The 26,758-nt window shown below is 36.9% G+C and carries 22 protein-coding genes, 1 tRNA gene and 1 pseudogene; 20 read left to right on the forward strand and 4 right to left on the reverse strand.

The genetic code is table 11. The features are described from left to right. Positions 1-168 precede the first annotated feature (168 nt). The 6 genes from CD003_RS03930 (at position 169) to CD003_RS03955 (ending at position 6,353) form a co-directional block, all read left to right on the forward strand. The gene (locus CD003_RS03930) at positions 169-1,512 is read left to right on the forward strand and encodes an NtaA/DmoA family FMN-dependent monooxygenase (protein WP_179295418.1); all 1,344 of its coding nucleotides are present in this window, start codon (positions 169-171) and stop codon (positions 1,510-1,512) included. Positions 1,513-1,529: 17 nt separating this feature from the next. Continuing rightward, positions 1,530-2,270 (forward strand): oxygen-insensitive NADPH nitroreductase, encoded by a 741-nt coding sequence (nfsA, locus tag CD003_RS03935; RefSeq protein WP_096199583.1) that lies wholly within the window; start codon positions 1,530-1,532, stop codon positions 2,268-2,270. A gap of 19 nt (positions 2,271-2,289) precedes the next feature. Continuing rightward, on the forward strand, positions 2,290-3,732 hold the full coding sequence (locus CD003_RS03940; RefSeq protein ID WP_096199584.1) for a DHA2 family efflux MFS transporter permease subunit: 1,443 nt from the start codon (positions 2,290-2,292) through the stop codon (positions 3,730-3,732). 166 nt (positions 3,733-3,898) lie between these two features. Then, positions 3,899-4,948 (forward strand): LLM class flavin-dependent oxidoreductase, encoded by a 1,050-nt coding sequence (locus CD003_RS03945; protein WP_096199585.1) that lies wholly within the window; start codon positions 3,899-3,901, stop codon positions 4,946-4,948. Positions 4,949-4,968: 20 nt separating this feature from the next. Further along, a complete protein-coding gene (locus CD003_RS03950; protein WP_096199586.1) occupies positions 4,969-6,096 on the forward strand; it encodes an NtaA/DmoA family FMN-dependent monooxygenase in 1,128 nt (375 codons plus the stop codon). A gap of 35 nt (positions 6,097-6,131) precedes the next feature. Continuing rightward, positions 6,132-6,353 carry a hypothetical protein gene (locus tag CD003_RS03955; protein WP_096199587.1) on the forward strand — a complete coding sequence of 74 codons (222 nt, stop codon included), beginning with the start codon at positions 6,132-6,134 and terminating at the stop codon, positions 6,351-6,353. Positions 6,354-7,470: 1,117 nt separating this feature from the next. Here the strand turns inward: CD003_RS03955 and CD003_RS03960 are convergent. Continuing rightward, positions 7,471-8,379, reverse strand: coding sequence for a LysR family transcriptional regulator (locus CD003_RS03960; protein WP_096199588.1), 909 nt, complete (start codon positions 8,377-8,379; stop codon positions 7,471-7,473). Positions 8,380-9,131: 752 nt separating this feature from the next. Between CD003_RS03960 and CD003_RS03965 the strand changes: the two genes are divergently transcribed. From CD003_RS03965 to CD003_RS04020, 12 genes are all read left to right on the forward strand, one after another. Next, positions 9,132-10,169: a TRAP transporter substrate-binding protein gene (locus tag CD003_RS03965; protein WP_096199589.1), complete on the forward strand. Its 1,038-nt coding sequence runs from the start codon at positions 9,132-9,134 to the stop codon at positions 10,167-10,169. A gap of 122 nt (positions 10,170-10,291) precedes the next feature. Further along, positions 10,292-10,786, forward strand: a complete 495-nt coding sequence (locus CD003_RS03970; protein WP_096199590.1) for a TRAP transporter small permease — start codon at positions 10,292-10,294, stop codon at positions 10,784-10,786. A 4-nt stretch (positions 10,787-10,790) separates the two neighbouring features. Further along, complete coding sequence (locus CD003_RS03975) at positions 10,791-12,068, forward strand: TRAP transporter large permease (protein ID WP_096199591.1); 1,278 nt, start codon at positions 10,791-10,793, stop codon at positions 12,066-12,068. Positions 12,069-12,602: 534 nt separating this feature from the next. Continuing rightward, on the forward strand, positions 12,603-14,123 hold the full coding sequence (locus CD003_RS03980; RefSeq protein WP_179295420.1) for a carboxylesterase/lipase family protein: 1,521 nt from the start codon (positions 12,603-12,605) through the stop codon (positions 14,121-14,123). Between the two features lie 147 nt (positions 14,124-14,270). Then, complete coding sequence (locus CD003_RS03985) at positions 14,271-15,638, forward strand: FAD-binding oxidoreductase (protein ID WP_096199593.1); 1,368 nt, start codon at positions 14,271-14,273, stop codon at positions 15,636-15,638. 161 nt (positions 15,639-15,799) lie between these two features. Further along, entirely contained in the window at positions 15,800-16,570 is a 771-nt protein-coding gene (locus tag CD003_RS03990; RefSeq protein WP_096199594.1) for a class II aldolase/adducin family protein, read from the forward strand. 339 nt (positions 16,571-16,909) lie between these two features. After that, a complete protein-coding gene (locus tag CD003_RS03995) occupies positions 16,910-17,836 on the forward strand; it encodes a malonate decarboxylase subunit epsilon (protein ID WP_096199595.1) in 927 nt (308 codons plus the stop codon). Between the two features lie 19 nt (positions 17,837-17,855). Next, entirely contained in the window at positions 17,856-19,508 is a 1,653-nt protein-coding gene (mdcA, locus tag CD003_RS04000) for a malonate decarboxylase subunit alpha (protein WP_096199596.1), read from the forward strand. A gap of 17 nt (positions 19,509-19,525) precedes the next feature. Then, a complete protein-coding gene (locus CD003_RS04005; protein WP_096199597.1) occupies positions 19,526-20,383 on the forward strand; it encodes a triphosphoribosyl-dephospho-CoA synthase in 858 nt (285 codons plus the stop codon). Between the two features lie 15 nt (positions 20,384-20,398). Continuing rightward, positions 20,399-20,695, forward strand: a complete 297-nt coding sequence (locus CD003_RS04010) for a malonate decarboxylase subunit delta (protein WP_096199598.1) — start codon at positions 20,399-20,401, stop codon at positions 20,693-20,695. Beyond that, complete coding sequence (locus CD003_RS04015; protein WP_096199599.1) at positions 20,688-22,376, forward strand: biotin-independent malonate decarboxylase subunit beta; 1,689 nt, start codon at positions 20,688-20,690, stop codon at positions 22,374-22,376. The genes CD003_RS04010 and CD003_RS04015 overlap by 8 nt, the downstream gene beginning before the upstream one ends. After that, complete coding sequence (locus CD003_RS04020; protein ID WP_096199600.1) at positions 22,367-22,990, forward strand: malonate decarboxylase holo-ACP synthase; 624 nt, start codon at positions 22,367-22,369, stop codon at positions 22,988-22,990. The genes CD003_RS04015 and CD003_RS04020 overlap by 10 nt, the downstream gene beginning before the upstream one ends. Before the next feature lie 167 nt (positions 22,991-23,157). On the opposite strand, the pseudogene CD003_RS04025 reads toward CD003_RS04020, so the two are convergent. Further along, positions 23,158-23,760: pseudogene (locus CD003_RS04025) on the reverse strand (transposase family protein); the annotation flags it as partial. Between the two features lie 169 nt (positions 23,761-23,929). On the opposite strand from CD003_RS04025, the gene CD003_RS04030 reads away from it, so the two are divergent. Beyond that, positions 23,930-24,475, forward strand: a complete 546-nt coding sequence (locus CD003_RS04030) for a site-specific integrase (RefSeq protein WP_096199602.1) — start codon at positions 23,930-23,932, stop codon at positions 24,473-24,475. A gap of 112 nt (positions 24,476-24,587) precedes the next feature. On the opposite strand, the gene CD003_RS04035 is transcribed toward CD003_RS04030, so the two are convergent. Then, positions 24,588-24,684 (reverse strand) — tRNA-Sec (locus CD003_RS04035). 132 nt (positions 24,685-24,816) lie between these two features. Here CD003_RS04035 and CD003_RS04040 point away from each other — a divergent pair. Then, positions 24,817-25,275: a divergent PAP2 family protein gene (locus CD003_RS04040; RefSeq protein WP_096199603.1), complete on the forward strand. Its 459-nt coding sequence runs from the start codon at positions 24,817-24,819 to the stop codon at positions 25,273-25,275. A gap of 61 nt (positions 25,276-25,336) precedes the next feature. Here the strand turns inward: CD003_RS04040 and CD003_RS04045 are convergent, their stop codons facing one another. Continuing rightward, complete coding sequence (locus CD003_RS04045; RefSeq protein WP_096199604.1) at positions 25,337-26,602, reverse strand: ATP-binding protein; 1,266 nt, start codon at positions 26,600-26,602, stop codon at positions 25,337-25,339. Positions 26,603-26,758 lie beyond the last annotated feature (156 nt).

The following is a 26,758-nucleotide window of genomic DNA, read 5'->3' on the forward strand; positions in this document are numbered from 1 at the left end:
ATGTCGCTTGTCATATTTAAAAAGTAAGGAAATTAAAAGTAGAAACTGTTAGATGATTACCTTTAACAAATTAGTTAGTAAGCTAAATATTACTTGTTTTGCCCTGCTTAGAGTGATTTAATTCTGACTCTTTTAGTTACTTTTAGAAAATAAAAAGGAGAAATATACATGGAAAAAAGAAAAGAAATGCAATTAGCATTACAAATGGTTTCTGGATACGGAGCCGAATTCAGTGCCTGGAGAATGCCTGGTACAGATCCAGCAGCCTACACAAATACGGATAGTTACGTGGAACGAGCTAAAATAGCTGAAAAAGGAAAATTTCAAATGATCTTTATCGCTGATACTCCGGCATTGACCGTCGATTTAGGACCTCAGACTCCTATGTTCCCTATGGACCCTATGTTAGCACTAATGGCTTTAGCTAGAGAGACGAAACATATTGGACTTGTGGCGACACATTCAACGACATTCAATTATCCATACAACATTGCACGTCAGTTCAAGGCACTCGATGTTATAAGTAATGGGCGAGTAGGATGGAATGCGGTCACTTCATCCCTCCCAGTAGCGGCAGCAAATTTTGGTACTAAAGTTGCCAGTCGCAAAGAACGCTATGACATGGCACATGAATCCATCCAAATTGTTCAAGCATTATGGGGGAGTTGGGAACAAGATGCGTGGACGTTAGATGCAGAAGGAGGAAAATTTGCCGATATGGACAAAATTCAGCCTATCAATCTTGAAGGGCAATATTATTCATCTCGTGGTCCTTTGCCTATCCCGCCCTCTGAGCAAGGCCAGCCGGTTATTTTCCAAGCAGGTGGAGGAGAAGAAGGACTGGAATTGGCGGGGAGGTACGCTTCTGGGGTCTACGCTAACCCTTATGATATAGAATCTGCTCGTCAACATAGGCAAGCACTTCGCCAAAGTGCAACTCGTTTTGGTCGAAATCCCGATGACATTAAGATGTACGCAGGTTTTATGTTTTCCATCGGTTCAACGGAAGAAGAAGGTTTAGAACGACGAAGACAGCTTATGAGTTTTAATCCAGAGGAGATACCAGGAAGAGTAAGTTACCTTGGTTCAATGGTAGGTTTACCACTATCAGTGAATTCGGTAGATATTGATCAACCTTTATCAGCTGACTTGTTGAAAAAAGCATATGCCAACCCAATGGATCCACGTTCCCACAGAGCTTTAGAGCTTCTGAAAAAAGGGATATCGATTCGAGACGTTCTTGCACATGGGGTCATTAACTATCATCCAGTAGTGGCAGGTACCCCCGTACAAGTTGCTGATTTCTTGGAAGAATGGTTTTTGGCTGGTGCATGTGACGGCTTCTCGGTTGTTCCGGATATAGCCTATGATGGAGTTGCTGATTTTGTGGAACATGTCGTCCCAATTTTGCAGGACCGTGGTTTGTTTCACAAAGATTATGAAGGAAAAACACTACGTGAGAATATGGGAGTTCCTTATCAATACGGAAGACTGAAAGATAATAATAAATAATAGAGGAGAGGATTCAAATGAATAAAACCCTTGAATTGCTTCAAGGTCATACATCCATTCGTTCTTTTACAAATCAACCACTGACAGAGGAACAACGAGATGCAATCTTTAAGGCAGCTAATCAAACGTCATCTTTCAGCCTGTTGCAGGTGGTTTCTATTATTAGGATTACAGACCCAAATCTTCGAAAAAAAGTGATGCAACTCTCTGTAAATCAACCGTATATCGAAGAAGCAGCAGAGTTTTGGATTTTTTGTGCAGATTTTAACCGAAATCATGAAATTGCTCCCAACGTAGACCTTGACTATATTGAATACCTATTAATAGGATCATTCGATGCTGGGCTCATGGCTCAAAATGCTTTAACTGCAGCGGAATCAATGGGACTCGGTGGTGTCTATATCGGCGGAGTAAGGGCTAATATTACAGAATTAAGCGAGGTATTAAATTTACCAAAGTATGTGATTCCTTTAGTAGGACTATGCATAGGGCATCCTGCTGGAGAGAAGCCTGGACTAAAACCGCGTTTGCCTCAATCTATGGTCATGTTTGATAATCAATATCAGCCATTAGATGAAGAACAATTAGCAACTTATGACCAACAGATGCGTGAATATTATGAAAATCGTTCTGTTAAAGCACCTTTCACAGTGAAGAAAGTAAAGGGATGGAAAGATCATATTGAGGATCATCTTGAAAGAAGCAAGTTGCCCTTTATGCTCGAGTATTTAAACAAACAAGGATTTGCAAAAAAATAAATTGTTATTAATTTAATGAATGTACGAGGAGATAAAAATGAAGAATCAATATAATACGCGTGCCATTATGGCAGCACTACTTATGTGCGGTTTCGTCGGTATGTTCAGCGAAACGGCTCTCAATATTGCAATGACTAACTTAATGGAAGTGTTCCAAATTTCGGCCACAACCGCACATTGGTTAACAACTGGGTTCTTACTAACACTCGGCATTTTAATGCCAATGAGCGGGTTACTGCTACTAATGTTTACGACGAGGCAGCTGTTCGTAGCTTCTCTCATCAGTTTAATTTTAGGTACATTGATTGCAGCGCTCGCGTTTAGTTTTGAAATGTTAATGATCGGCCGAGTCTTACAGGCCGTTGGCATGGGCTTGTTGCTTCCACTCATGTTTAATACTGTTCTTGTAATCTATCCGCCTGAAAAGCGGGGGGCTGCCATGGGATTTGTTGGGCTTGTTATCATGTTTGCTCCAGCTACCGGACCGACCATAGGTGGTCTATTAATCCAATATTTAACATGGCATTACATCTTCTGGTTATCGCTACCACTTTTGGTTATAGGATTGTTAATAGGTCTAAAGTACTTGGAAAACGTTACGGATGTCACTAAGCCTAGAATCGATCTGCTATCTGTTTTATTGTCAACAATCGGTTTCGGAGGAGTTGTCTATGGCTTCAGTAAGGCGGGCGAAGGAGTTGAAGGTTGGAGCGGCATGATTGTTATCGTCGTTGGACTTATTGCTCTGGTGTTGTTCATACTAAGGCAGAACTTTATGCACGAACCGATGTTAAATCTGAGGGTTTTCAAGTATCCGATGTATGTTGTTGGGATGCTTCTAGTACTGTCATGTATGATGATTATTATGTCAAGCATGATTATTCTGCCGATGTTTCTGCAAACTGGTGCAGGATTATCTGTTTTCATCGCCGGCCTCATGCTTTTACCGGGCAGCGCGTTGAACGGTATCCTATCACCACTAGTGGGGCGTTTATTTGATAAGTATGGACCGAAATGGCTCGTTACTCCCGGCCTCATTCTCGTTACAGTGATGTTATGGTTCTTTACGACCCTATCCCCGGTTTCTTCAGTAACCTTTATCGTGGCTCTGCATATCGGCCTCATGGTGGGAGTAGCTATGATTTGGATGCCTGCTCAAACGAACGGACTAAATCAATTACCGCCGGAATTATACCCGCATGGTACGGCAGTCTTAAACACACTGCAGCAGGTTGCAGGCGCGATTGGTATAGCGATCGCAATCAGTATCCTTACTGGTGGGATGGAGAAATACTTGCATAGCTCCTCCGATCCTACACAGCTGACCGAAATAGCAAACGCGATGACGGCAGGATCACAAAGTGTGTTCTGGTTCACGATGCTCATTGCATTGATTGGCTTGATCTTAGCATTCTTCATTCGCCGGGTAGTCAACCACGAGGAGAGGTATTCAGCGCATTGATGCTGTTGTAAATAACAACAGGGTCACTTAGAAAATTAATATATAAGTTGACCCTGTGTATTTATCTTTTTCAGGTGTTTTACTTGTTATATACCCGATAACTGTAAAAGAAAAAAGTTCTTTTATAAATAGTTATTATTCTATTGATAAAAAGGAGTTATATTGAATGGTCAAAAATGAACTTAATAATGATCTGCAGTTATCCATCTTAGATTTTGTACATGTATATCCTGGTAGTAATCCCATTCAAAGTTTAAAAAATTCAACGGAAATGGTCCAACTAGCTGACAGATTAGGTTATAAGAGATACTGGTTCACGGAACATCATAGTACTCCTAGCCAAATGAGAACATCTCCGGATTTGTTAAGTCTACACGCAGCTTCACATACCAAAAATATACGTGTAGGTTCAGGAGGGATTATGTTACCTAACCATAGTCCATTGAAAGTGGTAGAAAACTTTACATTACTTGAAGCACTCTATCCTGGCAGGGTAGACCTTGGAATAGGAAGAGCATCGGGAACAGATGGATTAACTGCATTAGCCTTACAACGTTCACAAGAGTCAGTTACTGCAAATGACTTTCCAGAACAATTAAATCAATTACTCTCGTTTTTTTCACGAAATTTCCCAGCTCACCACCCTTTCAAGAAGATAATCGTTCCAGGGAATGAATCAATCGTACCCGATATGTATATGTTAGGTTCCAGCCAGGGCGGTGTACAGTTCGCTATAGATAAAGGACTTGGTTTTGTGTTTGCAGCCCACTTAGCACCGAGAGTAGCTATACCAATGCTTCGTTTCTATCGTGAAAATTTCAAGCCATCTATTTATATGAAAGAGCCACAGAGCATGTTAGCTATTGGAGTTATTACAGCAGAAACAGAGGAAGAGGCAAAATATTTTGCAGGGCCATTGGAATTAATGTGGGCAAGAATGGCAACGGGTTCACGCGATCTTTCATTTCCATCACTAGAGGAAGCCAGTAAGTATGTTTATACATTACAGGAAGAGGAAGCCCGTCAATATAATAAAGACCGTTTTGTTATTGGGAGTGTAGCCAATGTTGCTGAAAAGTTAAAACGATTGGCAAAAGAAGCTTTAGTAGATGAAATTATAATCGCTGATTTTTATCCTAGTCAAGAAAGCAGACTAAAAGGACATCAATTACTAGCAGAAGCATTTGATATAAATTTAAATAGCTATCAAGATTAGAACGAAAGAAGGTGAAATGAATGAAAGAAAAAAGACAACTTAAAATAGCCGGGACTATAGATGGGGTAGGCTGGAATTACATGGGCTGGCGCCACCCAGATATGCCAGCATATGCTAGTGAAAGCATTGATTACTATGTACAAAAAGCAAAAAGATTAGAAGAGGGAAAGTTTGACACCATCTTTTTAACTGACGTTAGCCATATTGGTCCAGGTATGCTTCCTCATTACCTTAGTATGTTTGAAGGTGTAAGTATTCTGTCTGCCTTAAGCATGGTGACGCATTCCATAGGACTTACTGCCACAATTGCAACTTCCTATGCGGATCCATTCACTGTTTCCCGTCAAATGGCTTCTCTTGACAAAATCAGTAATGGCCGAGCAGGATGGAATGCTGTCACTTCTAATCCAGGAGGACTAGCAAATTATAGTCGCACTCATCTTTCTAAAGCAGATTTGTATCCAATGAAAAAAGAGTTCTTAGAGATTGTCGAAGGTCTCTGGGACTCCTATGAGGATGACGCATTTATACGGGATAAAAAAAGCGGCGTATTCTTTGATCCACAAAAAATGCATGCTCTAAATTATAGAGGAAACTATTTTTCTGTGGATGGTCCTTTAAATATTAGTCGTTCCAGACAAGGAAGACCGGTTATTTTCCAAGCTGGAACTTCTTCAGATTTCATGAATATTGCCTCAAAGCATGCCGACGGTGTATTTCTCCCGGCTGATCATTTAGAAGATGCAAAAGCTTTTAGTCAAGAGTTAAAGAGAAGAGTGGAATTGGAAGGGCGTTCGTTTGATGATTTCCTACTTACGATTTCACATAATCCGATTGTAGGAAGAACAGAAAGAGAAGCTGAAGATAAATTTCAGGAACTGCAAGAGCTGATGCCGATTTACCGTATCCCAAAACCGAAAATTTTTGGTTCGGCAGAAAAGGTAGCAGATCAAATTCAACACTGGTACGAGGCAGGGGCGATGGATCTATTGCTGCTAAGACAGGAGCATCCTTCAGGGTTTGATGACTTTATTGATTTAGTCGTTCCTATCTTACAAGAAAGAGGAATCTTCCGTAAAGAATATGAATCAAACACTTTACGTGGAAATTTGGGTTTACCTTATCCAGAAAATAGATATTCTATCTAATTATACTTTGATTAAACAGAGGAGAGGTGTGACCAATGAAAATGGAGGACATTATCCTCACTTGTATAAAAGAACACCCAGGAATAAGTGCAAAGAAGATTGTTTCATGTTTCGATTCAAAAACAAACAATTTATTAGTAACGGAAGAAACGAATCCTCAAGCTTCTATTTTTAAACAATTAAGGACCCTGAAGAAAAAAGGGAATCTTCTTAACAGAGGTGATCGCTGGTACTTTATGAATCGAAATATTGGATAATTGGCATTTGATGGTTCTTTATTGGTTGTAATTGATTAACTATTTAGTATACTAAAAATATTTATATACTGAGCAACTTCAGTATTTGTGCCTGCCACTACCCGAAGTATGTCGACATCATCGACAAAATACGGTGGTGACAGGCACTTTTTGTGATCGTATAGAGAAGTCTCTATAAAAGAAATAATCTTAATCTTATTGGAAAAAATTGAATTGATTTTGAAGAAGAACTCATAAAAGAAACTCTTTTACTGCGCAGTACAACGATACTATTCAATAGAAAATGATATTCCACAATTGACGCGATTGCGGAAGACAGCCTAATTCCTCGGTAAAGATAAGGAGGATTAGGCTTTTTCACTTCAAAACCGTTGACGTCTTCTATTTAGTATAAATCTCTGCTCCAATAGTAGATGAGTTGATGGTTTCTTTCAATAGTTCTTCCTTCTTCCATAAGAATTGCTATATTCATATTGAACAAACCATGAGCATTTGGCTTCACAGTTCATAAATCATAATCACTTGGTACAATTTTCTCTTTAGTTTCAATAACTTTCATCCTCAAAAAACAATATCTACCTTCTGATTATCAATGGATAAATTATTGTAGGTTCATTTTTTACACAATCTTCTATCCAATCTTGTAAACCCGAAACAGAGAATACAGCTACCATATTAAGTTCATCATGGTGCTTTTCAAAAACATTTATGAGTTCATTCATATTTTGAATTTCGTTAGAATTATAAAGAACACTAAACGAATCGATAAAAATCACCTATTTTTCTTGGACCATCATTTCTTCTATTTCTATTTTCTTTGACTCTTTTTGAAAGATGAGACGAGGAGTAGTAGGCTGTGGTTTAGAAGAAGGTTGGCTGCGACTCTTTATGAATTACTAGATGAGAAGTTGATTGATGTGCAAGAACGTCAGCAGCAGATTAGCGAAAATCTGACTTTGGAGTATGAGGTGGGGGAGGAGAGGGCTACTCTTGTATGAGTGGTCTAATTTTATTTCGTCCCTATTTTAAAATTGAAAACAACTGAAACTAACCATATTAAATAGTATTTCACGTAACAATTTAATAATAACTATTTGCTACTAATGAGATGTTCAACTTATAAATGCTCTATATATATTCTTACATAATTCTTAAATTCCGAAGCAACAGGTGAAATAGATTTTTCTTTCTTTTGAATCCACCCATATTTAATATCAGTATGTTCAAAATTAATTAATGGAATTTGAATAATGTTTTCGTAATTACCTCCAGGAAAACTATTTAATTTAGATTTAGACATAATGGTTAATGCTAACCCCTCAGAAACAGCTTTTATTATAGTACTAACATTGTTAGAAAAAAATAAAATATTTAATTGGCCATACTCTTCTTGAAAGGCATTAATGAGGTGCTTCGTGTTGTCACCGTTAAATAGAGCAAGAGGTACATTAATGAGATCTTCCGGAATTATAAATTTTTTTGTTGCAAATTTAGAATTTTTACTAACACAGACACAAACTTCCGCTTCAAGTAATACTTCAAATTCAACCTTATCTAAATTTATCCATTCCTCATTATAAAGCGCAATTAAACCTATTTCTGCTTTATCATTAACAATGTCATTTATAACATCTGTAACATTCTTTTCGAATATTTCTGTTTTTAATTTAGGATAGTCGTTTTTAAAACTAATAAGTGGTTTTATTAGAGTAGTGGGTAAAAGAGAAGGTACAACAGATAGCCTCAAATAACTCACTATATCTATTCCAGCTTGCATCTGGGCCATTTCTTTTAGCTCATATATATGAGTAATAATCTTTTTTGCTTTGTTGATAAATTTTTGTCCGTCTTGAGTCGGATGGGCCCCCTTTTTAGTACGAGTAAATAAAATAACATTTAGCTCTTTTTCTAAACTTGTAATTGCTTGACTGATACCAGGCTGTGAAACATGAAGGTTTTTAGCTGCTTTAGATAAGCTCCCGCACTTAGCAACTTCGGTGATAAATTGTAATTGTTCAATATTCATTTACTTCCTCCTTTATATAAGTTCAGGTTATGAATTATATAATAAATAATTAATTTACTTCCATTGTACTTATGGATTAAACTTAAGTAAATATAAAAAATCAAAAAATTCTATGTTTTTTGTTAATTAGTAAGAAAAAGTTCCGTGATACGAAAAAGGAGGTGAACCATGTTATATCAATTTTCTATTTAACTTGGGAAGGGGTTTATTAAACTCTTTTTCTAATGTAATTATTGGATAGAGTATTGTGTGAGTTTGTGAAATACTTGGAGTTTACTTTGGTCGTAGAAAGTAAGAAAATTTCTGTCAGCAATTTTAACATTGGCCGTTAAATGTTAAACCCTACGTTACACTGATTTGTTTTGAAAACGTATACAATTTGAGGATGAACTTGAACTAATCTAGGTAGCTTTTTATATGAATTAATTAGAAAACAATGGACCTTACTCAGGAGGCTAATATTAGAAATAATGTTAGGAGGCTACGATCTATTAGATACAGAAATCTATTCTTTTCTTTAAATATTATAATTTTAAAATATTGAGAAGCCAATAGGAGGGGAGCTTAGCTACATAAGTAAAACAAAATTTCAGAAGTGCTATAGTACAAGTTTACTTTATTTATAGGATAGTTAATTCTTCTAAAAACAATTTGTTTAGGAGGTGAAAGTGTTGGGAATTCCATAATTTGTTTCTTGTTAGAGTGATAATATTTGTAAAACCTTACTTCGATAATAGGGAGGAATTTATTTTATGAAAAATAAACTGTTTTTAAGTCTACTGGGTTTTATATTTTTTATTATAGCTGGTTGTAGTAATTCAGAAATAACAGGTAATAGTTCTACAAATGATGAACAAAGTGGAGGGAATGAAGCAAAGGAAACTATAACATTAAAATTAGGACATCCTGCTCCACCTCAACATTCTTATGGTCTAGCAGCAACAGCTTTTGCAGAAGAAATTGAACAGGCATCCAATGGAAGATTAAAGATTGAAGTTTACGATTCTTCTCAACTAGGGGGTCAAAGAGAACTTACTGAACAAATTCAAGTAGGAACACTGGATATGGGAGTAATAGCAGCGGGAGTAGTTTCAAATTTTGTTGATGAATTATCTATTTTGGACCTTCCTTTTCTATTTACTGATTTAGATCATGTTTATCGTTCTTTAGATGGAGAAGTGGGTGAAGTACTAACTGAAAAAATAAACAATGCCGGTTTTGTAAATCTTGGAATTTGGGAGCTGGGATTTAAGGATTTAAGAAGCAGGAATACTCCAATCTATTCAGTAGAAGACATGAGAGGGCTAAAAGTTAGAATTCAAGAAAGTCCGATCCTTGTTGAAACGTATCGCAGTTTAAGTGCTGATCCAACACCTATGGATGCAGCTGAATTATATACTGGTCTTCAACAAGGAATTGTAGAAGCAACTGAGGGTCCCTATGGATCGTTTAGAGATTTAAATTTATATGAAGTTCAAGATTATTATAGTGAATTAAATATATCTTATGGTGCTGCTATCTTTTTAATGAATCCTAGGGTTTTAGATTCACTTGACCCCGACCTTCAAGAGTTGGTATTAGAATTATCAGCAAAACATACACAATTGCAAAGGCAAATCAATCAAGATGCAGAACAAAATGCTAAAGAATATGTTATGGAACATGGAATCATAGTGGTTGAATCAGATGAAATTGATGTTCAATCATTTAGAGATGCGACTCAACCAGTATATGAAAAATTGGGAGAGCAATATATTGATTTAATTGAAATTGTAAGAAATCTAGAATAAGTTTCAACCTTATTTTTTAATTTAGATTTAAAAAATCGGATAGATAGATGAAGAAAATACTTAGAATGTACAAGAAAGTAAGGTTCTCTCTTATTTTCTTGTACATTGAGAGGTGAAGAAGTATGGGAAAATGGAACATGCTTATTACTACTTTAAATCGTGTAACTGCAGGTATTACTATGACATTTCTTGTAGTTATGGTTTGTCTTATATCTTTACAAATTATTACTCGTTTGATCTTTAATACTTCATTTTTTTGGACAGATGAATTAGCCAGATATCTTATGATTTCTATTATTTTTTTAGGTGCATCGCTTGCTTTTCAATACGGAAGTCATATTAGCATAGATTTAATATTTAACCGAATTTCAAAGGGTTCACAAAAGATAATGCAAACAATTGTTGCATTATTATGTATTACTCTCTTAGTAGTACTTGTATATAAAGGTTTTGAATTAGTTAATATAACAATGGTTCAACGCTCCCCAGGATTACTTATACCTATGGGGTACATATATATGGTAATCCCGATAAGCGCTATTTTACAAATTTTAAATATTATAGACATTACAATAAATTTTTGGAAAACGGGAGAGTTACAAGAGGAGGGAGAGTAGGTCATTGATTATAATACTATTAATTATAATGATAGGATTATTTCTTATTAACGTACCAGTTGCTTTTGCTATTGCTTTAGGAACTATTATAACAGGGTTATTATTTTCGGATCTAAATCTACTAAGATTAGTACAAACAATGTTTTCTGCTCTAGACTCCTTTCCACTAATGGCTGTTCCGTTTTTTATATTAGCCGGGAAGCTAATGGAACATGGGGGTATATCTCAAAAAATAGTAGAATTCGCGAGTAGTTTAGTTGGTAATATAAGAGGGGGATTAGCACATGTTTCTATTATGGCATGTATGCTATTCGGTGCAATTTCCGGTTCTTCAGTTGCTACGATAATAGCAATAGGGGGAATTATGATACCGTATATGGTTAAACAGGGTTATGATAGAAATTTTGCATCAGCAGTTCAAGCAGCTGGTGGTACAACAGGCATGATTATACCTCCTAGTATTCCAATGGTATTAATTGGTGTTATAGCTGGAGTTTCTGTAGGAGATATGTTTATAGCTGGTATTATTCCAGGATTACTAATTGGATTTTCTTTAATGATAGTAGCTTATATAATGTCAAAGAAAAAGGGCTATGGAGATATTGTAATTAAATCTGATAAAAGTATTTTACAATCATTACGAGATGCTATTTGGGCACTACTAATGCCAGTAATTATATTAGGAGGGATATATGGAGGTATTTTTACTCCAACAGAAGCCTCGGTAGTTGCAGTTATTTATGGACTTTTGGTAGGAATTTTTATTTATAGGAAAATAAATTTCTCTGTATTTAAAAAAATACTACATTCAACAGTTCTTACCACATCTGCGATTGGAATAATAATTGCGACTGCATCTTATTTTGGGAAATTGATAACTCTTGAAAGAGTCCCGCATGATATCGCAGCAGCATTGGGAAATGCTAATCTTTCACCATTAGTAGTAATGCTTTTGATAAGTGCATTTTTACTAGTATTAGGAACTTTTCTGGATGCAGCTGCAGCTTTAATTATTGCGACTCCACTTTTACTACCAATTGCTGTAGGAATAGGAATGGATCCTGTTCACTTCGGTATAATAATGGTTGTTAATCTTTCTATCGGATTGCTGACTCCCCCATTAGGAGTAGGATTATTTGTTGCTTCTAAGATTGGAAAAGTAAAATATGAATCTATTTTAAAGCCAGTATTTCCTTTTATATTAATTTTAATTATCGATGTCATTATAATAACTTTGTTTCCTCAAATTAGTGTTGGTTTTGCAAATTTAATGAGAAATTAGTAGATTTAGTCACTGAATAACTTATTAGGGCTTCATCGTATTTTGCTGCAAATTACTACGTGTCTTGTTTGTCATTGGTCAAAAGAAAGATGAATTTGATGAACAAAGTTGAGAGGTACATCAAGTAGCTACGTTACAGGCAGCTTAAAATAGTCCGTCCACTGGACGTTAAGCTATTAAAAACAGTTGTAGGGTTGGTGGAGCCTTAACGGGAGGGCATTGACTTTTTGTGAAGAGGGCGATTGTTTTAAACATTCGCCACAGTTGAATATCTCACGATGCCCTTAACTCCACGTAAGCAATGCATTGAAATTTGTAAACTAAATCATGGAATACTTCACAAACATCAATTAATGCAGATTCAGAGTTTCTATATTTCTAAACTAATCTAGTTTGGGCGGATAGGCTGGATTCGCATTTGTAAAAAAATAGAAAATATTGAATTTTTATCAATTTGATAATAACTTTTAAATATTCGAATAAAAAAAACATAAATATTCATGAGAAAATTAAACTTTGTTGTGGGAGGAAATCGTGAGTAAAATTCTTAATAAAATAATACTTACTAAATACGGTAAATTAGAAGGCGTCGAACTAGAAAGAGGGATAGCCTGGAGAGGAATCCCATATGCTCGTCCACCTATTAACGAATTACGTTGGAAGTGTCCCCAACCACCTGTAGCGTGGACAGGTGTAAGAGATGCTACTCGTTTTTCTCCTCGAGCAATACAACTTCCAGCACCTGTAAGGAATTTTGTTCCTACTTTTACTGGAGATGATCCAACAAATCTAAGTGAAGACTGTCTTTATTTAAACGTATGTACACCAAAAGAATCTATGGAGAGCAAAAAATCCTTGAAACCTGTATTACTATGGTTTCATGGTGGGGGGTTCCACTATGGATCCGGACCAAATATGATTGGCGACGGTGAAATATTTGCTCAAAAAGGTATAGTCGTTGTTACATTTAATTATCGTTTGGGAGCATTTGGATTTTTAAACCTTAAAGATATTTTAGGTAAACAATACTCGTCTTCAGCAAATTGTGGAATATATGATCAAATTGCTGCCTTAAAATGGATAAATGAAAATATTGAAGATTTTGGTGGTGACCCAAATAATGTGACTATAGCTGGTGTTTCTGCAGGTGCAAAAAGTGTTATTAACTTGATTTCAAGCCCTTTAGCCAAAGGATTATTTACACGTGCGATATCACAAAGTGGTGGAGAGCATGTTATTGATATAGATGAAGGTGAGTTATTAACTAAAAAATTTATAAGTGTTTTAGAAGAAAAAGGAATTAATACTGAAAACTTGCTTGAAATATCACCACAGGATATTTTGCATGCACAACGTCAATTAGGTGAGGGTGTTAGAGCAACGTGGATATGGAGACCGACAATAGATGGAAATGTATTAACCCATCCACCAGTCAAAGCATTAAATAATGGTGCTGGAAAAGATATTCCTTTATTAATAGGATTCAATTGTAATGAGGCAATATCGTTTGATTTACCAGATCCTACTGCGACTGAACAGGTTTTCTCAATATTAGAGAGCATTTATGGTAAAGGAAGAGCAAGTGAAATAATTGAATTGTATGCTAAAAATCGACCGGGTGCCACTATGCGTAAAGTTCTTCAAGATATTATGACAGATGAACGCTATAGAATTCCTACAGTTAGGATTGCCGATGCTCAGTCTAAACATGCACAAGTATGGATGTATAGATTTGATGGTCCTACACCAGGATGGGATCCAACTAGTTATGGGGGACATGGGGCCGAATGTCCACTAGTATGGAATATTGGAATCAACAAAGAAGACTATGAGATAAGTAATTTTGCTAATCAAATTCAAGAAGCATGGGCTGCTTTTATCCATGGAGAAAAACCAAATTCACAAGGGTTACCTTTCTGGAACCAATATGAGTTAACTAAACGCTTAACGATGATTTTAGACGTAACTTCTAAAATCGAAAATGATCCTAATGGTCTAGAAAGGGAACTTTGGGAAGGGTTATATTGGAATTCTGGAACCTGGTGGTCTCTGTGAAATAATTACTATCGTGTAAGTCATAGTTTTAAACGGACAGCTATTGGTCTATAAGCGAATTAAAACAATACACATCACAATTATTATATGAGAAAGGGTTGTACAATCCTTTTAGTTTAATTATTAATAAATACCTGGGAGGCATAAATGGAATTTATTAAAGAATTAAAAACAATAATCACAGACAATCGAGTAACAACTAACGAGACGGTATTAAATCAACATAGTTTGGATGAATCGCATCATGAGCCATCTTTGCCTAGTGTTGTTGCTTATCCGCAGAATAGTGAAGAAGTAAGTAATATAGTAAAAATAGCTAATAAATACAAAGTACCCGTAACGCCTTTTGGTGTAGGTTCAAGTCTTGAAGGTCATGTAATACCTTATGATGGAGGAATAACAATAGATTTTTCGTTAATGAACAAAATACTAGAAGTCCGTGATAAAGATTTACTAGTGACTGTTCAACCAGGTGTTACAAGAACTCAGTTAAATAAAGAATTAAAAAAATATGGTTTATTTTTCTCGGTTGATCCTGGTGCTGATGCGACACTAGGAGGAATGGCTGCAACAAATGCAAGTGGCACAACCTCTGTTAAATACGGGATAATGCGAGATCAAGTAAGGGATTTAGAAGTAGTTTTAGCTGACGGGACAATAATCAAAACTGGTAATCTTGCAGAAAAATCTTCATCTGGATATCATTTAAACGCTCTTTTTGTGGGTTCAGAAGGGACATTAGGTATTTTTACTGAGTTAACTGTAAAAGTAATTGGTATACCTGAATACACGATGGATGCAAGAGCAGTTTTTCCATCGATTGAAAAAGCAGTCGACTCAGTTGTAAGTATATTACAGGCAGGGATTCCGATTGCTCGTTGTGAATTGGTTGATGATCGTTCAATGAGACAAGTCAATCAATTTAGTAAAACAGAGTATATAGAATCTCCAACTTTATTCCTGGAATTCCACGGAAATAAGCAAGGATTACTAGAAGATATTGAATTTACAAAAGCAATTGTGGATGAACATGGTTGTAAAGAAATTATATTTGTAAGTGATTCAATTGAATCTCATCAACTATGGGAAAGTCGACATAATTTAGCTTATGCGTTTATACATGGGTTTCCTGGAAGGAAAATGTATTTAACTGATGTTAGTGTCCCTATTTCGGAACTGAGTGGTGCAATAATGAACGCCCAAGAAGAGTTGTTAAAGTTTGGACTAGATGGAGCCATATTAGGTCATGTTGGTGATGGAAACTATCATACTCTGTTAATGATCGATAAGAGAAATCCAGAAGAAGTTAAAAAAGCAGAGGCGTTTAATGAAAGACTTGTTAAATATGCTCTATCCAGAGGAGGTACATGTACTGGAGAACATGGTGTAGGTATTGGTAAAAAGAAGTACCAAAAAATTGAACATGGTCATGCATATGAAATAATGACAGCTTTGAAAAAAACATTAGATCCTAAATGTATCCTTAATCCAAATAAAATAATTGATTCTTATTGAGTAATTAATATATTTTAAAAAATCACTAGTGTTATATTAATTGAATCAAAGTATAAAAAATATTAAAAATATTCAATAATTTATTATAGGTAAACAGAATAGAAGAGGTTACTGTTTTAGTGTAATGATATAAATCTGAAGTAAATGATGGAGGAGATAGTATGAAAGCACAACTTATTTATCCAGAAAAACCGGTTTTTGAAACGTATGAAGAAGAACGTGTCCATATTAAGCAACGTTTAGCAGGTGCATTTCGCATATTCTCAAAATGTGGCTTCGACAATGGTTTAGCAGGCCATATAACAGTAAGAGATCCAGAGTTTTCTGACTTGTTTTGGGTAAACACGTTTGGTCAGCACTTTAGTCAAATCAAGGCATCGGATTTAGTATTGGTTAACTTTAAAGGAGAAGTCATTGAAGGAAATAAAAATGGAATAGTGAATGGAGCAGCTCTCGCAATTCACTCTCAAATTCATGAAGCGTTACCACATGTAAAATCCGTAGCTCATACTCATTCAACACATGGAATGACTTGGTCTACATTAGGGAGAAAGCTAGATCCAATCTCACAAGATGCATGTGCTTTTTATAAGAGTCACGACGTTTACAAACAATACAATGGGGTTGTTTTAGATTATAGTGAAGGAAAGCAATTAGGTGAAATGCTTCAAAATAAAAGGGCAGTTATCTTGCAAAATCATGGTCTGTTAACTATTGGAGACACTGTTGATGAAGCTGCTTGGTGGTTTATAACAATGGAAAGGTGCTGCCAATCTCAATTAATGGCAGAAGCGGCAGGGACACCAAAGTTAATCAGCGAAGAGGTTGCAGAAGATACAGCACAAAAAATGGGCTCTTCACAAAACGGCTGGTTCAGTTTTCAACCGTTATGGGACCGCATTATTAAAGAACAACCAGATTTAGTAGAGTAGTATTGTCGTAAATCTACTAGAGGGCGAAAAATCACTTGATATGAACCCTAATAATTTGACCAAACGATATGTCATAGAAAAAGGGTTCGGGATTCAATTGAATTATGAAAGAAGAAGAAAAAAACCAAGTAAGAAGGTAAAATAAGATACATTCGAGATCGGGAAGATACTATGAAACGGCCCCAAATTAGTAGAACATATCTATGCTAAAGAGTGTGGAATAAATCTGTACAAAATATGACAGAATCATCAGTTCTTTGATCTAGACATAATAAAGACGTTTTTTTAGTGCAAAGGAGATTGAACTCAGAGAGACTGAAATGGAGGAGCTGAACCAAAATGAAACTTGCTTTTTTGTTTCCTGGTCAAGGAGCTCAAAAGCCAAATTTTCTAAATGAGTTGCCGCCAAGTTCTGTTTTAGAAGATGTAATGACAGAAGTAAATGAGACGTTAGATGAGAATATATACACCTTAGACACAGAAGAAGCGCTTTCTTCGACGAGGGCCGTACAACTAACGCTTTTGACGGCCGGGATTGCTACATATAGAGCATTTGAAGAAGTTGGTGTAACACCAGGTTTTGTCGCTGGTCATTCGATTGGTGCGTTCGGTGCAGCAGTGGCTGCTGGGGTTATTACTTTCAAGGATGCCGTTAAAATTGTTAATTTACGAGGACAATTAATGGAACAGCCATACCCCGAAGGGTATGGTATGGGGGTTGTCAACGGGATCGAAGCAAATAGAATACAAGCTCTAATAACAAAATATTACGATGAGAAGTACCCAATTTTTATGTCTAATCGAAATGCACCAAATCAAATTACAATTTCTGGAGCTTTGCCTGGTATACAAAAAGTATTAGATGATGTAAGTCTGAATGGTGCACGTTCTGCGGCATTGTTGAATGTCAGTACGCCGTCACATTGTCCACTTCTCTCATCAGTAACTGAAAGATTAAAAGAAGCGCTTAATGAAATCCCACTCTATCGTCCTTCGATCCCATATGCTGGGAACCGAAGGGCACGTCTTTTGAGTGATCCGGTCGACATTCGACTTGATCTAGCTGAAAGTGTTTCTGCTCCAGTTCAATGGCATGATGCTTCAACGGTTTTGTATGAAAAAGGAGTGAGGCTATTTATTGAAATGCCTCCGGGAAACGTACTTTCACGCTTGGCTACTAATGCCTTCCCTGAGGCTAGAGCTTTGTCTGTCACAGATAATGGTTTCGAAGACTGTCATTATGTAGTAAGTACAAAAAACTGGTAATGATGAAAGGGGTTATAACATGGAAGTATTGAAGAATAAAAAAAGATCCTGGACAACACGGCTTGATGCGAAGAGAAAACGTATAGAAAGCGTAAGTGAAATTGTAAAAGGAATGGTGATTCCGACAAATAGAATTGTCGAGGCTTTGGAAAAGTTAATTAGACCGGGAGATCGAGTTGTTATGGAAGGAAACAATCAAAAGCAGGCTTCGTTTCTTTCTGAAGCACTATCACAAACGAGCCCTGATACATTACATGATTTGCACATGATTATGTCTAGTATTTCGAGACCAGAGCACCTTGATCTATTTGAGAGAGGAATTGCAAAAAAAATAGATTTCGCCTATGCAGGACCACAAAGTCTGCGAATGGCACAAATGCTTGAAGACGGTAAACTAACGATGGGTGAGATACATACTTACATTGAATTATACGGCCGACTTTTTATCGACTTAATTCCTTCCGTTGCTTTGGTTGCTGCAGATAAAGCGGATAGCGATGGGAATTTATATACAGGGGCAAATACTGAAGAAACACCAACGTTAGTGGAAGCTGCAGCGTTTCGTGATGGCATTGTTATTGTTCAGGTAAATGAATTGACCGACGAATTGCCACGGGTAGATATTCCTGGATCATGGATTGACTTTGTGGTTGTAGCTAATGAGCCATATGAGCTCGAGCCACTTTTTACAAGAGATCCACGACATATTACAGACATTCAAATATTACAGGCAATGATGGTTATACGTGGGATTTATGAGAAACACGAAGTAAAATCATTAAACCATGGGATTGGTTACAACACCGCGGCGATCGAATTGTTACTTCCTACATACGGAGAGTCGCTTGGTTTGAAGGGGAAGATTTGTAATCACTGGGCCTTAAATCCACATCCGACACTAATCCCAGCGATTGAAAGTGGTTGGATCGATAGCATCCATTGTTTCGGGGGCGAAGTAGGGATGGAAAAGTATATAGCTGCACGTCGCGATGTATTCTTCACTGGTCGTGATGGAAGCTTGCGCTCAAATCGTACTCTTTCACAAATGGCTGGTCAATACGCGGTTGATTTGTTTATCGGTTCAACGTTACAAATGGACCAATATGGAAATTCTTCAACTGTTACGCGAGGGAGGTTAGCAGGGTACGGAGGTGCGCCAAATATGGGACATAATCCAGGTGGAAGACGTCATTCTACCCCAGCTTGGTTAAACATGATGACCTCAGATGATCCATTAGCTCGAGGGAAAAAGCTCGTTGTACAGGTTGTAGAAACGTTTCAAGTTGGAAATAAGCCAGTGCTTGTCGAGTCTCTTGATGCAGTTGATGTGAAAAAAGATACAGGACTTGCAACAGCTCCTGTCATGATTTATGGAGATGACGTCACACATGTAGTAACAGAAGAAGGGATTGCCTATTTGTATAAAGCAGACAGTATGGAAAAAAGAAGAGAGGCAATTTCAGCAATTGCTGGTGTTACATCAGTAGGACTTAATCATGATTCGAAAAAAACAGACCAATTGCGCCGAGAAGGTTTGATTGGATTTCCAGAAGATTTAAAGGTTCGTCGAACAGAGGCAAAGCGTTCACTTCTTGCTGCTAAAAGTGTTGAGGAACTTGTTGAATGGTCGGACGGACTCTATGAACCACCTGCAAAATTTAGAAGTTGGTAAGATTGAGGAGGAGTGAAATGAGTTATGAAAAACATACTTTTTGTTCAGATATAGCTGAAATAGCTGTTAATTCTTTAATCGAAGAAGTGGAACTAACACCGAAGCCTGGGTTAGTTGATCAAGCCAATACAGGTGCGCATAATGATCTAACAATTCAGTTAATGAGAAAGTCAGCAGAATCTCTAAGGGATACTTTTGAAGAAATCGCCTATACAAGTATTGATCAAAAGCCATCTCAGTATATAAGAGAGACAATTGCTAACATCGGTCGACGCGGAGAAAAAAAGATGTTTCACGAAACGAATGGTATAAATACTCACAAAGGCGCAATTTGGTCCATCGGTTTACTAGTTTCTGCTTACTCAATGGGGAAAGGATTGTACACTATAAAAGAAATAGTCTTCAAAGCTGGTGACATTGCCCGTTTTCCAGACCGCTTTTATGAAAATACCACGACAAACGGTGGACGAGTGATGGCGAAATATGGTGTCGGTGGAGCAAGGGGCGAAGCGGAACAAGGATTTCCTCATATCGTTAATTATTCTCTACCAATATTGAAACAGATGAGAGCTGATGGAATAGCTGAAAAGGAGGCACAACTTTATGCGCTTCTTTCATTGATTTCTCAGCTTGACGATACTTGTATTTTACATCGTGGAGGCGTACAAGCACTTTCCTATGCTAAAGAGCAAGCAAATACATTTTTGAAAGCTGGTCATCTTGGCAGACTGACAACTCTTGATAAGGAATTTACGAAACGAAATATTTCACCAGGAGGAAGTGCTGATCTTCTAGCAGTAACACTTTTTTTAGATAAGACACAAGCAGTAACAACGCTCAAGAGAAGCCATCGACAATATGAACATAACCATTAAGCGGAGGTGTTTTAATTGGAAAAAATTATATATACATTTCAAGCCACAAAAGCCATAAATAAGAGAGTGCATGTTGGGGTTGTTGGTTCAGGTGATTTAGAAATAATCATGGAGCCTAGTAACGATTTAAATACACAAGTCATGATTCGTACAGGAATCAATGGATTTAAAGAAACTTGGGAAGCCGTTCTTCAACGTTTTTTTGAGAAGCATGATGTTGCAGCACTTGTAAAAATTAATGATTTCGGAGCAACGCCAGGGGTGGTTACATTACGTCTTGAACAAGCCCTGGAGGTGAGTCGAAATGAGTAAAATATTAAAAAGTAGTTTTGTTGAATGCAATGGTCGTGAGCGAGTACAAAATTTATTGGATCGTGGAACATACCTAGAACTACTTGATCCGTTTACTGGGTTAGAATCTCCTCATTTAGAACCACAAGGGATTGTCCCACAAAGTGATGATGGTGTTATCGTTGCAAAAGGGACAATCCGCGGAAAACCGACAGTAATTATTTCGACTGAGGGAAAATTCCAGGGTGGGGGAATAGGTGAAATATCAGGTGCAAAAATTGCTGGTGCACTTGAACTTACGCTTAAAGATTGTGAGGAAGGGGTAAAAGTAACTCCAATCATACTCTATGATACAGGTGGTGTTAGATTACAAGAAGCTAATTATGGTTTACTAGCGATTGCTGAAATAAGTGCAGCTATTGTTGCGCTTCGCCGCTATGTTCCAGTGATTGCAGTTGTCCCAGGAAAAGTTGGAGCATTTGGCGGGATGTCAATTACGGTAGGTCTTTGTAGTTCAGTGATTATGACACGAGAAGGAAGGCTAGGATTAAATGGGCCGGAAGTAATTGAGCAGGAAGCAGGTATTCGTGAGTTTGATTCGAAAAATCGCATGCTTATTTGGGATACAATTGGCGGAAAACAGCGAACAGGTAGTGGGTTTGCTGATGAATTAATTGATGATGATCTAGAAGCTGTGAAAATAACCGTTTCTAAAATCATAGATAGTGGTATTACCTCGGTAAGAACAGAGCAAGTAAAGAGGTATGAAAGGTTTTTACAGTTAGTCGATTCAATAGAGCGGTTAGCACCAGAAAGGGTTAGAGACTTGTGGGAAGAATCAGAAACTGAATTGAATGACGATAACATTCAGCTAATTTATGAGAACTATAAAGCACTAGGTAGGGGCCAAACGTGGTTTGATTTATTACGAAATAACGCTATAGAAATAGGAGATATTCCATCAGTTCGTGTTGCTGACGGTTTCATTGGAGAAAAAAAAGTAAGGTTTGTTGCTGTTGTTCCAGACGTAAATAATCATTTTCCTCGGGCAAGTAAAGGAGAATTCGGCTTGCGAGAAGGTTGGTCAATTGCCAAACAAATCCGAGCAGCAATCGAGGAAGATCAAGGGCGAGAAAAACGCGCAATTGTGTCGATTGTCGATGTTCCCAGCCAGGCCTATGGTTATCATGAAGAACTACTTGGTATCCATCAGGCATGTGCAGCTGCAGTAGACGCTTATGCTTCAGCAAGGCTAGCTGGTCATCCTGTCATTTCATTTATTCCTGGTAATGCGATTTCAGGAGCATTTTTATCTCATGGGTTGCAAGCCAACCGCTTGATTGCTCTACGTGATCCCGGGGTTAATGTGCACGTTATGTCAAAACAATCAGCCGCACGTATTACACAAAGAAGTTTAGAAGAATTAGAAGTTGCATCTCAAAAAATACCAGCGATAGCTTATGATATTGAATCTTTTAATAAGCTTGGCGCACTGTACTCACTCGTAGAAGTTGTAAATGCAGATGCACCAGAGGAAAATGACCGTGATATCATCTATGCAGAAATTGAAAAGGCGATTTGCGATGTGAGTGTAAGCAATTGTAAAGATTTAAGTGTTCGACTATCATCAAAAAATGCAAAAAATGGTGGTCGAACAGGTTCAATTTTAGTTAGAGAGAAGTTGAGTGAACAATGGCATTAAGGCCCCATGATTTACTAGAAATCAATAATCATCTTGACTTATTTAGTTATACGGCAGTACCAGAATGGGTTGCCAAATCACTAAATGAAGCTCCTTTTGTCGTTGTTAGAAGAGCAAGTTCTCCTAAAGGGTTGGTTGCAGTTGGTGTAAGAGGGACAACGAGAAGTGAGAGGTTTGCAGCTTTTTTACCAATGAAACGTATTGTGAATCAAATTACACCAGAAAAACTAGCCAATGAAAGAAGCTGGAAAGGAATTGATAAAGACTTATTTGAAACCCTCGAGAGAGTAGCTCAAATAATGCAGCGCTATACCCTTTTCTGGGGACCAGTAGGAAGTAGTGGATTTGAGTTAGCAAGCGGAAAAGAAACAGTCACTAAAACAAGTGATATAGATATTATTATCCGCCCAGTTGAAAATTTATCGATCGACCTTGCTCAAAAACTAGAGAAGGAATTTTTTAAACTTCCGATACGTATTGATACACAAGTAGAGATATTAGAAGGTGCCTTTTTACTAAAAGAATATGCAACTTCAGAGGGAAAGTCTGTTCTTTTTCGAACCAATGAAGGACCTATCTTAAAGAAGCCATTTCAAGAAGAAGTAATTTCATAAAAGTAATAATAATCGACTAGAGTCACAAAGCTTTTCCTACAGCGACTTTAGTCTTTTTTTTGCTTGGCATAATCTTTATCTTGCAATCACAAAATTTAAATTATGAAACATTGTGACGCAAAGTAATTTTAGTCAGTTTTTGCTTACTAATTTGAAGTACTTTCTTGAATTTCCACTGACGCCCCATGCTTTTGAAGATAACGTTTAATCGTCTTTTTATGGCGGTTAGGAAGAATATCGATAGGCTCTCTGGTTATTCCATTCGCGATAATAAACTGATACTTTCCTTCTCGGGTATCACCTTTGTATTCATCTATTGCAATTACTTTCGGTAATTGATCCACCTTACGAATTTCTCCCTTAGCGATGTGATCAAACCGACGTATGGCGGTTGTAGGTGACGTTCCATATACATCTGCAGTTTCTTTAAATGTTTTTCCCTTAATTTCTTTAATTACAATAGCCTGATTCCATTCAATAGAGCTACGTTGAAAGCGCTCTACAAAGGGATTCTCCTCTGAAAATCGTTTTCCACAAGCACAAACATACCTTCTTCTTCTATAAAACAGTTGAGTATTTCTCTCAAACCACTTTAGATGTTTAATTCTTTTAATTCGATAGTCGTGGATACGGTTGGTTTGACCCCCACACTCTGGACAACTGTGAAGTTTCCGCTCCATTTCTACATCGATTCGAATAAATTCTCCCACTTCTTCAACCTTAGTTACCAGTACGTCTTTTAAACCTGGAATAGACATGTTAAAATTCATTTACACGCATCTCCACTCTTTACTTGTTTCTCGTCAATTCAAGTATAAAAGAACTGGTAGATTGCGTTTCTTTTTTTGCTTCTTGGGCTAGCCCAAGAAGCAAAAAAAGAAATACCCTCACTCAATTGTTTACGAACCCCAACAAATAGTATAGAGCCATTTTTCTTTCATTTTTACAGCAGCTCACACTGGAGCAAGGTTAGGTGAACTAAGAGCGTTAACTTGGAAGGATATCGATTTAGAAAAAAGAAAAATGTACATTACCAAGACGGCATGTGATGTGAAAGAGGAAGGTGTCATTATAAAGGGTGAGACGAAAAGTGGAAAAGACCGATCTGTGTTTATCGGAAAAAGCTTATTAGAGTTTCTAACTAAACATAAAGAAAAATGCGAAAAAACGAAAAAAGCACTAGGGAGTTCTTTTAACCCGCTAGAGCTTGTATTTACAAATTCAAAAGGAAATTTTATTGATACTCGTGATTTATCGAGAGCCTATAAAAAAGCGGTTAAGAAAGCAGGGTTACCTGATACTCGTTTTCATGATTTACGACACACACATGCAACGATTCTGTTACAAAATAATGTTCATCCCAAAATTGTGAGTGAACGACTAGGTCATAGTAAAGTTTCAGTTACGTTGGATTTGTATAGTCATGTACTACCATCACTTCAGGATGGTGCGGTATCCGTATTTGATGATGCTTTTAATAAGTAAAATAAAAATTGAGTGCTTCGGCACCTTTTCGGCATCTATAGGAAAAAATCGAACGCTCCAAATAGGCTTCATTAAAAAATGGTAACACTCAAACCCCTTGATATATAAGGGTTGGCGGGACTGTGTGGGAATCGAACCCACCAGAGACGGCACGCGCCTCCCTGAAGGTTTTGAAGACCTCGGCAAACACCAGTTACGCAGCCAGCCCCATATAATTGAACACCAAATTATTATAATCATCTTAGAATCAAAAATCAAGCAATAAAAATTAATTTTGTTGAATGTCACCTTTGTATAGTAAGCAAAATAAGGCAAAGACTATTTTGTAGAGGTGACTTTGGATGAATAAAGAAATGATGACAGCACTTGCGACGATTGGGATAGCTCAATTTATTAAAGTACCGTTACGAGTTAGAAAAACGAATAAATGGGACTGGCGTGCATTTTTAGAATCGGGTAGTATGCCTAGCTCTCATTCTGCCGGGGTGACTTCATTAGCAACGTATATTGCACATAAAAAAGGAGTGCCTACCGTCGATTTTGCACTAGCTGCCGTGTTTGGTTTGATCGTCATGTATGATGCACAAGGGATTCGAAGACAAGCAGGTGAATTGACAATGAAGGTGAATGAAATAGATGAGCAAGTTGAGCAGTTAGCGGGGGAGGATACAGGTGACTATCACGAAAAGGAAGAGAAGAAGCTTAAGGAAATGTTAGGACATCAGCCTGAAGAAGTATTAGCTGGTGCTTTATTAGGCCTGTTAACTGGAACAATAAGTTATATGATAAATGAAAAGTAATTTACTTAATAAGAAAATCCTGCTTGAGAGTAAATATTCAAGCAGGATTTTTATCAAAGTTTTATTTCTCATAAGGTAGTAGTACGTCAACGACAGTTCCTTTACCAACTTCACTTTCAATCGTAATTCGTCCATTATGGGCATGGACAATTTTAAATGTGACAGTCATCCCTAGTCCAGTTCCTTTTTCTTTCATCGTATAGAAAGGCTCTCCGATTTTAACTAGGCGTTCCTTGGGAATTCCACATCCTTTATCAGAAATTCGAATGAGAATGTGATTGTCTTCATTTTTAGATAATGCAATCGTGATCTCCTTACCGTCAGTAGATGCTTCAATCGCATTTTTTATAATGTTGATAAACACTTGTTTTAATTGGTTTTCTTCCCCATCAATTAAAGGGAGGTTGTTATCAGCTTCTAATTTGATATGGGCACCCATTAGAATGGCTTCCGTTTCCATAATTGATTTCACATTATGGAGTACATGAACAATATTTGTTTTTTTATAGGCTACTTTTTGAGGTTTTGCGATTAATAGTAGTTCATTTACAATTTGATTTATTCGTTCTAGTTCAGAATGCATTATAGAATAGTAAAAGTCCTTCTGTTCTATTGGATTTTCTCTCATCAGCTGAACGAAACCTTTGAGTGAGGTCAATGGATTACGAATTTCATGCGCAATTCCCGCAGCAAGTTGTCCGACGACTGAAAGTTTTTCATTTTTCATAAGTAATTCTTCTGCCTGTTTAATTTCTGTAACATCTCGGCCGATGACTAGTAAAGCATTTCGCTCATTGTTTGCATCGAATAGTGGTACTTTTACTACTTGGAAAATCCGTTCTTTATCTTCGATTTGAAGCCTTTCCTCATGATGCATAGGCTTTCCTAATTGCCATGCTTCTTCATCAGATTCCACACACTCTTTAAAGTGCTCTCTATATTCTGGATATAATTCACTTAACTCTGCATCTGACTTTCCAGAGTAATGGTCATCTTGTAGCTGATACAATGTGTGCCCGAATTCGTTTGTTTGAATCCAGCGACCTTGTCCATCCTTTAAAACAATAAAATCAGAAAGAGCGTTTATGAGAGCAGAGAGTCTTTGTCTACTTTCTTCTGCTCCTTCTAGCCGTTTCTTCTTTTTTAAGATTATCGCTAGAAACACCCCGGACAAGATAACAAAAAGGCCACCTTTTATGGTTTGCCATATTATCAATGTTTTATTAGTTAAATCTAGTAGAGCAAATAGTATATCGGTAGATACAATCCATGTAAATCCAATGAGTATATAAATTATAGGAACTTTATATGAGGATAATAGTTTCATAGTTCACCTCTGACACTTTTATCATATATGTTCGATAGTATATCACTTTTTTCTTATTGAAAGCATCATTTTTTTAATGTTGATATGAAAAGAGTGAGTTTACCTTGATATCTATAATTTACCACCTTATATTTTTGGAAATGGCAAAAAATTTTA

This window comes from Bacillus sp. FJAT-45350 (assembly GCF_002335805.1).
GTDB lineage: Bacteria > Bacillota > Bacilli > Bacillales > NISU01 > FJAT-45350.

Bases quoted from the DNA above. Each gene is read 5' to 3' on its own strand.
- CD003_RS03930 (WP_179295418.1), top strand. From the start codon at position 169: ATGGAAAAAAGAAAAGAAATGCAATTAGCATTACAAATGGTTTCTGGA.
- nfsA (WP_096199583.1), top strand. From the start codon at position 1,530: ATGAATAAAACCCTTGAATTGCTTCAAGGTCATACATCCATTCGTTCT.
- CD003_RS03940 (WP_096199584.1), top strand. From the start codon at position 2,290: ATGTACGAGGAGATAAAAATGAAGAATCAATATAATACGCGTGCCATT.
- CD003_RS03945 (WP_096199585.1), top strand. From the start codon at position 3,899: ATGGTCAAAAATGAACTTAATAATGATCTGCAGTTATCCATCTTAGAT.
- CD003_RS03950 (WP_096199586.1), top strand. From the start codon at position 4,969: ATGAAAGAAAAAAGACAACTTAAAATAGCCGGGACTATAGATGGGGTA.
- CD003_RS03955 (WP_096199587.1), top strand. From the start codon at position 6,132: ATGAAAATGGAGGACATTATCCTCACTTGTATAAAAGAACACCCAGGA.
- CD003_RS03960 (WP_096199588.1), bottom strand. From the start codon at position 8,379: ATGAATATTGAACAATTACAATTTATCACCGAAGTTGCTAAGTGCGGG.
- CD003_RS03965 (WP_096199589.1), top strand. From the start codon at position 9,132: ATGAAAAATAAACTGTTTTTAAGTCTACTGGGTTTTATATTTTTTATT.
- CD003_RS03970 (WP_096199590.1), top strand. From the start codon at position 10,292: ATGGGAAAATGGAACATGCTTATTACTACTTTAAATCGTGTAACTGCA.
- CD003_RS03985 (WP_096199593.1), top strand. From the start codon at position 14,271: ATGGAATTTATTAAAGAATTAAAAACAATAATCACAGACAATCGAGTA.
- CD003_RS03990 (WP_096199594.1), top strand. From the start codon at position 15,800: ATGAAAGCACAACTTATTTATCCAGAAAAACCGGTTTTTGAAACGTAT.
- CD003_RS03995 (WP_096199595.1), top strand. From the start codon at position 16,910: ATGAAACTTGCTTTTTTGTTTCCTGGTCAAGGAGCTCAAAAGCCAAAT.
- mdcA (WP_096199596.1), top strand. From the start codon at position 17,856: ATGGAAGTATTGAAGAATAAAAAAAGATCCTGGACAACACGGCTTGAT.
- CD003_RS04005 (WP_096199597.1), top strand. From the start codon at position 19,526: ATGAGTTATGAAAAACATACTTTTTGTTCAGATATAGCTGAAATAGCT.
- CD003_RS04015 (WP_096199599.1), top strand. From the start codon at position 20,688: ATGAGTAAAATATTAAAAAGTAGTTTTGTTGAATGCAATGGTCGTGAG.
- CD003_RS04020 (WP_096199600.1), top strand. From the start codon at position 22,367: ATGGCATTAAGGCCCCATGATTTACTAGAAATCAATAATCATCTTGAC.
- CD003_RS04040 (WP_096199603.1), top strand. From the start codon at position 24,817: ATGAATAAAGAAATGATGACAGCACTTGCGACGATTGGGATAGCTCAA.
- CD003_RS04045 (WP_096199604.1), bottom strand. From the start codon at position 26,602: ATGAAACTATTATCCTCATATAAAGTTCCTATAATTTATATACTCATT.